A 12,440-nucleotide genomic window follows, 5' to 3' on the forward strand; every position below is an offset into this window, starting at 1 on the left:
CGTTCGGTGCGGGCTGATGCCCTCACCCCAACCCTCTCCCACAGGGAGAGGGGGAAATGCAATGCAGGCCGGGTAAGCGTAGCGCTACCCGGCGCTTTCGTTAACCAATAGTTAAAAAACATGACGCAACACGTAAAATCCAGCATTTTACGCTTCCCTCCTTTCACGTATTCCCTATACTCGACCAGGCAAACATTTACTTACATCCGGAAATAAATGTGACTTAGAGCACATCCAGGATGGAACGCAATTTCACTCAGGAATAACGTATGAGCACACAATCACGCGGTCTGTTCGCGCGCCTGGCGCAGGGCAGTCTTGTAAAACAAATTCTGGTCGGGTTGGTACTGGGTATTCTGCTGGCCATGGTGTCGAAACCTGCCGCGGAGGCCACGGGACTGCTCGGGACGCTGTTTGTGGGCGCCCTGAAGGCCGTCGCCCCGGTACTGGTGCTGATGCTGGTGATGGCGTCGATTGCCAACCACCAGCACGGACAAAAAACCAACATTCGCCCTATTCTGTTCCTGTATCTGCTGGGAACCTTCTCTGCTGCCTTAACGGCCGTTGTGTTTAGCTTCCTGTTCCCGTCTACGCTGCACCTGACCAGCGCGGCCGGTGATATCACCCCGCCGTCCGGGATTGTGGAAGTCCTTCGCGGCCTGCTGATGAGCATGGTCTCTAACCCCATCACCGCACTGATGAGCGGAAACTACATTGGCATCCTGGTCTGGGCGATTGGTCTGGGCTTCGCGCTGCGTCATGGCAACGAGACCACGAAAAACCTGGTCAACGATTTGTCCAATGCCGTGACTTTCATGGTGAAGCTGGTGATTCGCTTTGCACCAGTCGGTATCTTTGGTCTGGTTTCTTCGACGCTGGCCACTACCGGTTTCGACGCACTGTGGGGCTACGCGCAGCTGCTGGTCGTCCTGGTCGGCTGTATGCTGCTGGTGGCGCTGGTGATCAACCCGCTGCTGGTGTTCTGGCAGATCCGCCGCAACCCGTATCCGCTGGTGCTGACTTGCCTGCGCGAGAGCGGCGTGTATGCCTTCTTTACCCGCAGCTCGGCGGCGAACATTCCGGTCAACATGGCGCTGGCGGAGAAGCTGAACCTGGATCGCGATACCTATTCCGTGTCGATCCCGCTGGGTGCGACCGTGAACATGGCGGGTGCGGCGATCACCATCACCGTGCTGACGCTGGCGGCGGTGCATACGCTGGGTATTCCGGTGGATCTGCCAACCGCGCTGCTGCTGAGCGTCGTTGCATCACTGTGTGCCTGTGGCGCATCCGGCGTGGCGGGCGGATCGCTGCTGCTGATCCCGCTGGCCTGTAACATGTTCGGTATCCCGAACGAGATTGCCATGCAGGTTGTCGCGGTCGGCTTCATTATCGGCGTATTGCAGGATTCCTGCGAGACTGCGCTGAACTCCTCTACCGACGTGCTGTTTACCGCCGCAGCCTGTCAGGCGGAAGATGCGCGTTTAGCGAAGAACGCCCTGCGCAGTTAAAAAGAAAAGCCCGGTGGCGGCTACGCCTTACCGGGCCTACAAGGTAAATGCAAAACGGCAACATGTGTTGCCGTTTTTAGTGTTTGCACCCTCTCCCTGTGGGGAGGGTTGGGGTGAGGGCACCAGCCCGCACCCAGCTTACAGCGTCACACCACTCTTAAAAATCGCCAGCTCGCGGAAGTCGTTCTTCTCGTTACAGGTCTGCCTGCCGCTGGCGAACTCTGCGATAGCGTCCACGAACTCGCTCAGCAGCTGCGGCATCGCTTTGCCGTGGATCAGCTGCCCTGCGTCGAAATCGATCCAGTGCTTTTTCTTTGCCGCCAGCTCGCTGTTGGTGGCAATTTTAACCGTCGGCACAAACCCGCCGTACGGCGTACCGCGGCCGGTACTGAACAGCACCATATGGCAGCCCGCCCCCGCCAGCGCGCTGGTGGCGACCGCATCGTTACCCGGTGCGCTCAGCAGGTTCAGGCCGTGGGTTTTCAGGCGTTCGCCGTAGCGCAGAACGTCCACCACCTGGCTGGCCCCCGCTTTCTGGGTGCAGCCGAGGGATTTCTCCTCCAGCGTGGTGATTCCGCCCGCCTTGTTCCCCGGCGACGGGTTCTCGTAAATCGGCTGATTGTGGGCAATGAAGTACTGTTTGAAGTCGTTCACCATGGTGACGGTCTTCTCAAACGTCTCTTCGTCGCGACAGTGGCTCATCAGAATGCGCTCTGCGCCGAACATCTCCGGCACTTCGGTCAGCACCGTGGTGCCGCCGTTGGCAATCACGTAATCCGAGAAGCGGCCCAGCATCGGGTTAGCGGTAATGCCGGAAAGCCCGTCAGACCCGCCGCACTCCAGGCCAAACTTCAGTTCGCTCAGCTTGCCCGGCTCGCGCTTGTCGTGACGCATCACCTCGTACAGCTGGTGCAGTTGTTCAACGCCCGCTTCCACTTCGTCGTCCTGGTGCTGACACACCATAAAGTGCACGCGCTCAGGATCGAACTCGCCCAGCGTATCGCGGAAGGCGTCAACCTGATTGTTTTCACAGCCGAGGCCAATCACCAGCACCGCCCCCGCGTTCGGGTGGCGCACCATATTTTGCAGCATGGTGCGGGTATTGATGTGGTCGTCGCCCAGCTGGGAACAACCATAGGTGTGGCTGAACAGATGCACGCCGTCGGTGCCTTCAGCATTGTTAGTCTCTTTCAGGAAACGCGTCTGAATTTGACGCGCGATCCCGTTCACGCAGCCGACGGTCGGGAGGATCCACAGTTCATTGCGGATCCCCACCTCGCCGCTGGCGCGGCGGTAGATCTGCACCTCACGATCGGCCGCCTGTCCTTCTTCTGCCTGGAAGTCAGGTTGATAGCTGTACTCGTCCAGATCGCTGAGATTGGTGCGGGTATTGTGGGAATGAATGTATTCACCCGGCGCAATATCCGCCAGCGCATGACCGATGGGCAAACCGTACTTCACCACGTTCTCCCCTTTCGCGATGGGGATCAGGGCAAACTTATGTCCACGTCCAATGGCCTGGCGTAACGTCACCGACTGGTTGTCGAAGGTCACTTCCGTCCCTTCGGCTAAATCGGCCAGCGCGACGGCAACGTTATCCAGCGAATGGATTTTGATGTATTGCATATCAACCTCAAACGGCCTTAGTTCAGTTCAATGGCGAAGTAGTCACGCGCATTGTTAAAGCAGATGTTTCTCACCATGTCGCCCAGCAGCTGGATATCCGCTGGCGCTTCGCCCGCGTGCACCCAGCGGCCAATCATCTGGCACAGAATGCGGCGGAAATATTCATGGCGGGTATAGGAGAGGAAACTGCGGCTGTCGGTCAGCATGCCAACGAAGCGGCTCAACAGGCCGAGCTGCGCCAGCTGCGTCATCTGACGCTCCATGCCGTCTTTCTGATCGTTAAACCACCAGCCGGAACCGAACTGCATCTTGCCCGGCATCCCTTCGCCCTGGAAGTTGCCGATCATGGTGCCCAGCACTTCGTTATCGCGTGGGTTCAGGCAGTAAAGGATGGTTTTTGGCAGCAGGTTTTGCTCGTTCTGTTTGCTCAGCAGTTTTGACAGCTCTTCCGCCATCGGACGGTCGTTGATGGAGTCAAAGCCCACGTCCGCGCCCAGCAGTTTGAACTGACGCTGGTTGTTATTACGCAGCGCGCCGATGTGATACTGCTGAACCCAGCCGCGGCGGGCATATTCCGCACCGAGGAATACCAGTACCGCCGTTTTAAACTGCGCCACTTCGTGCTCACTCAGGGCTTCGCCGGAGAGACGACGCGCCAGAATGCTGTCCAGCTCAGCTTCGCTGGATTCCGCGAACAGCACTACGTCCAGCGCGTGGTCAGACACTTTACAGCCGTGTGCGGCAAAGTGATCCAGACGTTTGGTCAGCGCGGTTTGCAGATCGCCAAAGCGACGGATATCGGTGTCAGACACTTCCGCCAGCTTCGCCATGTAGTCGTTAAAGGTCGGCAGCTCGATGTTGAAGGCTTTATCCGGGCGCCAGCTTGGCAGCACTTTGATGTCAAACGTGCTGTCCTTCGCGACAACCGCGTGGTGCTCCAGAGTGTCGACCGGATCGTCGGTGGTGCCCACCATCTTCACGTTCATCTGCTTCATGATGCCGCGCGCCGAGAAGCTATCCTGCGCCAGCAGGTCGTTGCACTGATCCCAGATTTCATCCGCCGTGGCGGGAGAGAGCAGCTTGCCGGTGATACCAAATGGACGACGCAGTTCGAGGTGCGTCCAGTGGTATAACGGGTTACCGATGGTGTGGGGAACAGTAGCGGCCCAGGCGTCAAACTTCTCGCGATCGGTCGCGTCGCCGGTACACAGGCGCTCGGCCACGCCGTTGGTGCGCATTGCGCGCCACTTATAGTGGTCACCCTTCAGCCAGATATCATACAGGTTTTTGAAACGGTAATTTTCGGCAACCTGCTGCGGCGGTAAATGGCAGTGGTAGTCGAAAATCGGCTGGTCTTTTGCGTAGTCGTGGTACAGGCGGCGAGCAAATTCGGTATCTAACAGAAAATCGTCGGTCATAAACGGTGTCATTATCGTCTTCCTCATTACGGGAGCGTCAGAAAGCTTATGTTCAGATGCTGCAAAGTTATCACACCAATTTCCAGAGTCCGACGTTTTTTTCGTGAGTTAGATCAATAAACGTCGACAAATAAATTACCCTCACAGGGGTAAACCCTCTCCCAGACCGCGCCAGTTCTGGCTTTGCGCGTGCCGCATAATGTCCCTACAAAGATTCACACTTTTGTGATGTCACTCACCTTTTAAAGTTGTATGACAAGTTATCTTTTCGCCGTCGCAAACTATAAGCCGACGGAATGCATTACCGGTGTTTGATACATCGGATTTAACGGTACGGAAGCCGACTTAGCACGATTACTAATGGCAAGGTTCGGGCCGTTCCGGGACAGGTTCCCGGTTACGCCCCTCCCGTTACAGAACAGCTCCCGGCAACGGTTGAGTTGTTGCCGTGTCCCGACACGGAAATAACATAACGATGAGGTTTTACATGCGTAAAATTAAAGGGTTACGTTGGTACATGATCGCACTGGTGACGCTCGGCACCGTGCTGGGCTACCTGACACGTAACACCGTGGCAGCAGCGGCGCCAACGTTGATGGAAGAGTTACATATCTCCACGCAGCAATACTCTTACATCATTGCGGCTTACTCTGCCGCTTACACCGTAATGCAGCCTGTTGCAGGTTATGTTCTTGATATTCTGGGTACAAAAATTGGTTATGCCTTCTTCGCTGTAGCCTGGGCCGTCTTCTGTGGGGCGACCGCGCTGGCCGGCAGCTGGGGCGGACTGGCGCTGGCGCGTGGTGCGGTAGGTGCTGCCGAAGCGGCGATGATCCCCGCGGGTCTGAAAGCCAGCTCTGAATGGTTCCCGGCAAAAGAGCGTTCTATCGCTGTCGGTTACTTCAACGTGGGCTCCTCCATCGGGGCGATGATTGCTCCGCCACTGGTGGTGTGGGCGATTGTGATGCACAGCTGGCAGATGGCGTTCATCATCTCCGGTGTGCTGAGCTTTGCCTGGGCCATGGCGTGGCTGATTTTCTATAAACACCCGCGCGACCAGAAAAAGCTGTCTGACGAAGAACGTGACTACATTATTAATGGTCAGGAATCCCAGCATCAGACCGACAACGGCAAAAAGATGTCCGTCTGGCAGATCCTGGGCACCCGTCAGTTCTGGGGTATCGCCCTGCCACGCTTCCTGGCAGAACCGGCCTGGGGTACGTTTAACGCCTGGATCCCACTATTCATGTTTAAAGTTTACGGCTTTAACCTGAAAGAGATCGCGATGTTCGCCTGGATGCCAATGCTGTTTGCAGACCTGGGCTGTATCGTCGGCGGCTACCTGCCACCGCTGTTCCAGCGCTGGTTTGGCGTGAACCTGATTGTGTCCCGTAAGATGGTGGTCACCATGGGCGCTCTGCTGATGATCGGCCCGGGTATGATCGGCCTGTTCACCAGCCCTTACGTGGCTATCGCCCTGCTGTGTATCGGGGGCTTTGCTCACCAGTCTCTGTCCGGTGCGCTGATTACGCTCTCGTCCGACGTGTTTGGTCGTAACGAAGTCGCCACCGCCAACGGCCTGACCGGGATGGCCGCCTGGACCGCAAGTACCCTGTTTGCGCTGGTGGTCGGCGCGCTGGCGGATACGATTGGTTTCAGCCCACTGTTCGCGGTACTGGCTGTCTTCGACCTGTTGGGTGCGGTGGTTATCTGGACGGTGCTGAAAAGCAAATCCGCAGATGAACTTGCGAAAGAGTCCCTCGGGGGACCGGCGACGCAGAGTTAGCGTTGTTGTGCCGGGTGGCGGCTCCGCCTTACCCGGCCTACAAAATCCAATAAAATAGTAGGTCGGGTAAGCGTAGCGCCACCCGGCAAGAACGACGCAAAAGCCGCCTCCGGGCGGCTTTTTTGATGGCGAAATCTGGAGACTGGCACGCAAAAGTGGTATAACAAATCATTCGCCGTACCCTGCCTGGAGCGCATATGGAAATCACCGAATCACGTCGTTTATATCAACAACTTGCCGCCGAGCTGAAAGATCGCATCGAGCAAGGGGTCTATCTTGTCGGTGATAAACTTCCCGCTGAGCGTTTCATTGCGGATGAAAAAAGCGTCAGCCGCACGGTGGTCCGCGAAGCCATCATCATGCTGGAAGTGGAAGGGTATGTTGAGGTACGCAAAGGTTCCGGCATTCATGTGATTTCCAGCCAGGCGAAACACTCCCCCACACCGGACGAAAGTCTGGAATTTGCCAGCTACGGTCCGTTTGAGCTTCTCCAGGCTCGCCAGCTGATTGAAAGCAACATTGCGGAATTTGCTGCGACGCAGGTGACCAAGCAGGACATCATGAAGCTGATGGAAATCCAGGATCACGCGCGTAAAGAAAAATGTTTCCGCGATTCTGAATGGGACCTGCAATTCCACGTCCAGGTCGCCCTTGCGACTCAGAACACGGCGCTGGCGGCAATCGTTGAAAAAATGTGGACTCAGCGCGTTCACAACCCGTACTGGAAGAAATTGCACGATCACATTGATTCCCGCACGGTAGATAACTGGTGTGACGATCACGACCAGATTCTTAAGGCCCTGATTCGTAAAGATCCGCATGCGGCGAAACTGGCAATGTGGCAGCATCTGGAGAACACCAAACAGATGCTGTTTAATGAAACAAGTGATGACTTTGAATTTAACGCTGACCGCTATCTTTTTGCCGATAATCCGGTCGTTCACCTCGATACCGCGACCAATCTCGCAAAATAACGCCCCGAACTGCTGGCAGGCGCACCGCCGCGCCTTCCGGCCAGACAGGGTAAGAAAACCTCTATAGTGTCAGCCTTTGTAAAATTTCTCGCTCCCCTCCGTGGCTTACGCCAAAATCGTGTTTCCCCTCAAATTCTGTGACGCAGAACGTCGGGCTTTGTTACAATTGGATTCACTTCGTTATTTTGTAAGTTAGTGCTTGCTAACCAGCCAATTAACAGGGAACAGTGTTGGCCACACATCAATGTGTCCGCGAGCGACCATAATGAAATCATAACAATGTCGCCGTGCTGTATTTCCCGAATTACAGGCGTGACGTTAACCGATTTCCAGGAACACTGAATGGAACTTTTGACCCAACTACTGAACGCCCTCTGGGCTCAGGATTTCGAAACGCTGGCCAACCCGTCCATGATTGGCATGCTCTACTTTGTATTATTTATGATCCTGTTCCTTGAGAACGGTCTGCTGCCTGCTGCCTTTTTACCGGGCGACAGCCTGCTGGTGCTGGTCGGGGTGCTTTGTGCAAAAGGGGCGATGGCTTTCCCGCAAACGGTCCTGCTTTTAACCATTGCCGCCAGCCTGGGCTGCTGGGTGAGTTACATTCAGGGGCGATGGCTGGGTAACACGCGAATCGTTCAGAACTGGCTTTCGCACCTTCCGGCCCATTACCACCAGCGAGCGCACCACCTTTTCCATAAGCATGGGCTTTCCGCCTTGCTGATTGGCCGCTTTATCGCATTCGTACGCACCCTACTGCCCACCATTGCGGGCCTGTCCGGCCTGAGCAGCACGCGCTTCCAGTTCTTTAACTGGATGAGCGGCTTGCTGTGGGTGCTGATCCTGACCACGCTCGGCTACGCGCTGGGTAAAACGCCGGTCTTTATGAAATACGAAGACCAACTGATGTCTTGCCTGATGCTGCTGCCCGTCGTTCTGCTGGTGTTTGGCCTGGTCGGGTCCCTGGTCGTACTGTGGAAGAAGAAATACGGGGCCAGGGGTTAACGATGGTTATCTCCCCGCTCGCGCTGCGCCGCTTCTCTTACGCCATCGTCGCGCTGATGATGTTCAGCGCTCTTATCCTGCTGTGGTCTGCGCTACAGCATCAGGAGTCGACGCTGGCTATCCGTCCTGTGAGCCAGGGAACCAGCGTGCCGGATGGTTTTTCCATCTGGCATCATCTCGACGCAAACGGGATTCGCTTTAAGAGCATCACGCCGCAAGACGATGTGCTGCTGATAAAATTTGACTCCAGTGCGCAAAGCGCCGCGGCGAAAGCCGTGCTGGACCGCACGCTGCCGCAGGGTTACATCATTGCGCAACAGGATGATGACAGCCACGTCGCCTCCTGGATGTCACGGTTACGCGACACGTCGCATCGATTTGGTTAACGACTAATATTCCGAATATTTTCACCTACTTTGGTGAAACTCCCGTTTACTTACTATGCTTAAGTACGCGGAGCACCCCTCAGATGTTCTCCGCTTAGTTCTGGAACACGGCTTACGCCGTAACACAATGGAAGGTTTCTATAATGAAATACCGCATCACCCTGGCTCTGGCCCTTTTTTCTTTAAGCACAGCTTCCTTCGCTATGTCTCTTTGTCAGGAGAAAGAACAGGATATCCAACGCGAAATCAGTTATGCCGAAAAGCATAACAATCAGCACCGGATCGACGGACTGAAAAAAGCGTTGCGCGAAGTGAAAGACAACTGTACGGACAGCAAGCTGCGTGCCGATCATCAGGAAAAAATCGCTGAACAGAAGGACGAGATAGCCGAGCGCCGTCAAGACCTGCAAGAAGCGAAAGAGAAAGGTGATGCGGAAAAAATTGCCAAGCGCGAGAGGAAGTTGCAAGAGGCGCAGGACGAACTGAAAGCGCTGGAAGCTCGCGATTATTGAGTTAACGGAAATCTCAACAGGAGAGAATCATGTCAAAAGATACAACTTCAGAAAATCTGCGCGCTGAACTGAAATCCCTGGCGGACACCCTGGAAGAGGTGCTGAACTCTTCTGCCGATAAATCGAAAGAAGAAGTCAGCAAACTGCGCAGCAAAGCGGAGCAGGCACTGAAAGAGAGCCGTTACCGTCTGGGCGAAACCGGTGATGCGCTGGCGAAACAGACCCGCGAAGCGGCTGCGCGCGCAGACGAATATGTACGTGATAATCCATGGACGGGTGTGGGTATTGGCGCCGCAGTGGGTGTGGTGCTGGGTGTCCTGCTGACGCGTCGTTGATTATGGAAGATCCACGTCACGCACAAGGGCCTGCTAAAAACGTCCTCGGCATTGGCCAGCGTATTCTTACGACGCTGGTCGGGATTGCCGAAACGCGCGTCCGGCTTGCGGTAGTGGAGCTGGAAGAGGAGAAAGCCAACCTCTTCCAGATGCTGCTCATGCTTGGGCTTACGATGCTCTTTGCCGCGTTTGGTCTGATGAGCCTGATGGTGTTAATCATCTGGGCTATCGATCCACAGTATCGTCTGAACGCGATGATTGCGACTACCGTGGTTCTGCTGGTGGCGGCGCTGATAGGCGGTATCTGGACCCTGCATAAAGCGCGCACGTCGACCTTCCTGCGTCATACGCGCCAGGAGCTGGCCAACGACCGCGCCCTGCTGGAGGATGATAAGTCGTGAGCGACAAAGCCGAACGTCAAAAGCGGAAAGCGTATCTGTTGAGCCAAATCCAGCAGCAGCGACTGGATCTTTCTGCCAGCCGTCGCGACTGGGTTGAAGCCACGCATCGGTTTGACCGCGGCTGGAACACGGTCCTGAGCCTGCGTTCATGGGCGCTGGTCGGCAGCAGCGTGATGGCGATCTGGTCGGTTCGGCATCCTAACATGCTGATCCGCTGGGCACGTCGCGGCTTTGGCGCCTGGAGCGCCTGGCGTCTGGTGAAAACCACGCTGCGACAGCAGCAGTTGCGGTGAAAAAAGCAAAACGGTAACCCTGGTTACCGTTTTTTGTTTTTGCCCCCTCTCCCTGTGGGAGAGGGATGGGGTGAGGGCACCAGCCCGCACGCTCCCTTACTCAATATCTTTGAAGAAGATTAACAGTTTTCCTTGCTAACAATTGCCATCCGCCCCGTTTACACTCCTCTCCATCGACAGCAAAGACGCGGTATCTACCCGAATTTGCACGCAAATAACGTTTAGCCGCTGATGTGGTTCCCTGGAGAGTAAAATGAAAAAATTAGAAGATGTTGGTGTACTGGTAGCGCGTATTCTGATGCCAATTCTGTTCATCACCGCAGGCTGGGGCAAAATTACCGGCTATGCGGGCACTCAGCAGTATATGGAAGCGATGGGCGTGCCGGGGTTCCTGCTGCCACTGACCATTCTGCTTGAGTTCGGCGGCGGCCTGGCAGTGCTGTTCGGTTTCCTGACACGCACCACGGCGCTGTTCACCGCAGGCTTTACCCTGCTGACCGCGTTCATCTTCCACAGCAACTTTGCGGAAGGCGTGAACTCCCTGATGTTCATGAAAAACCTGACCATCGCGGGTGGCTTCCTGCTGCTGGCTATCACGGGCCCGGGCGCCTACAGCATCGACCGTCTTCTGAATAAGAAGTGGTAAGCACGCTATACTGATTACATTCAAAGCGAGGAGACATCTCCTCGCTTTTGCTATCTGACGGAGGAGAAAAAAATGGGACAACTCGTAGACGGCGTCTGGCAGGATGTCTGGTATGACACCAAATCCACCGGTGGACGCTTTAAGCGCTCTGTTTCGGCCTTCCGTAACTGGCTGACCGCCGACGGCGCACCCGGCCCGAGCGGCGAAGGCGGCTTCGCGGCGGAGAAAGATCGTTATCATCTGTACGTTTCTCTCGCCTGTCCGTGGGCGCACCGCACGCTGATTGTGCGCAAGCTTAAAGGCCTCGAATCGTTAATTCCGGTTTCGGTGGTCAACCCGCTGATGCTGGAAAACGGCTGGACGTTCGACAGTGACTTCCCTGCCGCGACGGGTGATGAGCTTTATCATCACGATTTCCTGTATCAGCTCTATCTGCGCGCCGATCCGCACTACACCGGACGCGTAACGGTGCCGGTGCTGTGGGACAAGAAAAACCAGACGATCGTCAGCAATGAATCCGCTGAAATCATTCGCATGTTCAATACCGCGTTTGACGCGCACGGCGCCCGCGCCGGGGATTACTACCCGGTTGAGCTGCGCGAGAAAATTGACGAGCTGAACGGCTGGATCTACGACAACGTCAACAACGGCGTCTATAAAGCGGGCTTTGCCACCAGTCAGGAAGCGTACGACGAAGCGGTCGGCAACGTGTTTGGATCCCTGGAGCGCCTGGAGCAGATCCTCGGCCAGCATCGTTATTTAACGGGCGATCGCCTCACCGAAGCAGACATCCGCCTGTGGACGACGCTGATCCGCTTCGATCCGGTGTATGTCACCCACTTCAAGTGCGACAAGCATCGCATCAGCGATTATCTGAACCTGCACGGTTTCCTGCGCGACATCTATCAGATGCCGGGGATTGCGGAGACGGTCAATTTTGACCATATTCGCACCCATTATTTCCGCAGTCATAAGACCATCAACCCAACGGGCATTATCTCCATTGGCCCGTGGCAGGACCTGGATGAACCGCACGGGCGCGACGTGCGTTTCGGATAATTATTTAGGGAATCAATTGATTCCCTTTTTTAATTCACAGCATACATCTATCCTTACCTCGATCGCTTAGAAAACAAGTGATTGACTGATTAAGAGGCAAGGAAAAATGGACTGGTATTTAAAGGTACTGCGCAACTATTTTGGTTTTGGTGGCCGTGCCCGCCGTAAAGAGTACTGGATGTTCGTTCTGGTGAACTTCGTCCTGATTATGGTGCTGGGCATTGTGGACAAGATCCTCGGCTGGGAACGCGAGGGGGGTGAAGGCATTCTCACCACCATTTATGGTGTGTTAGTTCTGCTGCCTTCATGGGCCGTACTGTTTCGTCGTCTCCACGACACCGATCGTTCGGCGTGGTGGCTGCTGTTGCTGTTGATCCCGCTTATCGGCTGGATCGTGATTTTGATTTTCAACTGTCAGAGCGGAACGCCGGGCGAAAACCGCTTTGGTCCGGATCCTAAGGCAAGCGCGTAAATTCTGCCCGGTGGCG

Annotated in this window: 14 protein-coding genes; 12 read left to right on the forward strand and 2 right to left on the reverse strand. The window is 55.6% G+C overall.

Annotated features, from left to right (window positions below; all coding sequences use genetic code 11):
- The first annotated feature begins 269 nt into the window (after nt 1-269).
- The gene (sstT, locus tag SK53_RS13900) at nt 270-1,511 is read left to right on the forward strand and encodes a serine/threonine transporter SstT (RefSeq protein WP_003862628.1); all 1,242 of its coding nucleotides are present in this window, start codon (nt 270-272) and stop codon (nt 1,509-1,511) included.
- A 138-nt stretch (nt 1,512-1,649) separates the two neighbouring features.
- Here sstT and SK53_RS13905 read toward each other — a convergent pair whose 3' ends face one another.
- Together SK53_RS13905 and uxaC are read right to left on the reverse strand one after the other, a co-directional pair.
- Nucleotides 1,650-3,137: a UxaA family hydrolase gene (locus SK53_RS13905; protein ID WP_003862630.1), complete on the reverse strand. Its 1,488-nt coding sequence runs from the start codon at nt 3,135-3,137 to the stop codon at nt 1,650-1,652.
- A 17-nt stretch (nt 3,138-3,154) separates the two neighbouring features.
- The gene (uxaC, locus tag SK53_RS13910; protein ID WP_048209643.1) at nt 3,155-4,567 is read right to left on the reverse strand and encodes a glucuronate isomerase; all 1,413 of its coding nucleotides are present in this window, start codon (nt 4,565-4,567) and stop codon (nt 3,155-3,157) included.
- Nucleotides 4,568-5,042: 475 nt separating this feature from the next.
- Here uxaC and SK53_RS13915 point away from each other — a divergent pair, with 475 nt between their 5' ends.
- The 11 genes from SK53_RS13915 (at nt 5,043) to SK53_RS13965 (ending at nt 12,424) form a co-directional block, all read left to right on the forward strand.
- Nucleotides 5,043-6,341 (forward strand): MFS transporter, encoded by a 1,299-nt coding sequence (locus SK53_RS13915; RefSeq protein ID WP_003862634.1) that lies wholly within the window; start codon nt 5,043-5,045, stop codon nt 6,339-6,341.
- 197 nt (nt 6,342-6,538) lie between these two features.
- Nucleotides 6,539-7,315, forward strand: a complete 777-nt coding sequence (exuR, locus tag SK53_RS13920; protein ID WP_003862635.1) for a transcriptional regulator ExuR — start codon at nt 6,539-6,541, stop codon at nt 7,313-7,315.
- Nucleotides 7,316-7,657: 342 nt separating this feature from the next.
- Complete coding sequence (gene yqjA / locus SK53_RS13925; RefSeq protein WP_003862638.1) at nt 7,658-8,320, forward strand: DedA family general envelope maintenance protein YqjA; 663 nt, start codon at nt 7,658-7,660, stop codon at nt 8,318-8,320.
- Between the two features lie 2 nt (nt 8,321-8,322).
- Nucleotides 8,323-8,706 carry an EnvZ/OmpR regulon moderator MzrA gene (mzrA, locus tag SK53_RS13930; protein WP_003862640.1) on the forward strand — a complete coding sequence of 128 codons (384 nt, stop codon included), beginning with the start codon at nt 8,323-8,325 and terminating at the stop codon, nt 8,704-8,706.
- A 143-nt stretch (nt 8,707-8,849) separates the two neighbouring features.
- Nucleotides 8,850-9,218: a DUF1090 domain-containing protein gene (locus SK53_RS13935; RefSeq protein WP_003862642.1), complete on the forward strand. Its 369-nt coding sequence runs from the start codon at nt 8,850-8,852 to the stop codon at nt 9,216-9,218.
- 29 nt (nt 9,219-9,247) lie between these two features.
- A complete protein-coding gene (locus tag SK53_RS13940) occupies nt 9,248-9,553 on the forward strand; it encodes an ElaB/YgaM/YqjD family protein (RefSeq protein WP_003862645.1) in 306 nt (101 codons plus the stop codon).
- Nucleotides 9,554-9,555: 2 nt separating this feature from the next.
- Nucleotides 9,556-9,954: a phage holin family protein gene (locus SK53_RS13945; RefSeq protein WP_003862647.1), complete on the forward strand. Its 399-nt coding sequence runs from the start codon at nt 9,556-9,558 to the stop codon at nt 9,952-9,954.
- A complete protein-coding gene (locus SK53_RS13950) occupies nt 9,951-10,247 on the forward strand; it encodes a YqjK-like family protein (protein ID WP_003862649.1) in 297 nt (98 codons plus the stop codon). The genes SK53_RS13945 and SK53_RS13950 overlap by 4 nt, the downstream gene beginning before the upstream one ends.
- A gap of 253 nt (nt 10,248-10,500) precedes the next feature.
- Nucleotides 10,501-10,893, forward strand: a complete 393-nt coding sequence (locus tag SK53_RS13955; protein ID WP_003862651.1) for a DoxX family protein — start codon at nt 10,501-10,503, stop codon at nt 10,891-10,893.
- Nucleotides 10,894-10,965: 72 nt separating this feature from the next.
- Complete coding sequence (locus tag SK53_RS13960; RefSeq protein ID WP_003862653.1) at nt 10,966-11,952, forward strand: glutathione S-transferase family protein; 987 nt, start codon at nt 10,966-10,968, stop codon at nt 11,950-11,952.
- Between the two features lie 106 nt (nt 11,953-12,058).
- Nucleotides 12,059-12,424, forward strand: coding sequence for a DUF805 domain-containing protein (locus SK53_RS13965; RefSeq protein ID WP_000384149.1), 366 nt, complete (start codon nt 12,059-12,061; stop codon nt 12,422-12,424).
- Nucleotides 12,425-12,440 lie beyond the last annotated feature (16 nt).

It is taken from the genome of Enterobacter sp. MGH119 (assembly GCF_001037675.1).
Lineage (GTDB): Bacteria > Pseudomonadota > Gammaproteobacteria > Enterobacterales > Enterobacteriaceae > Enterobacter > Enterobacter hormaechei_C.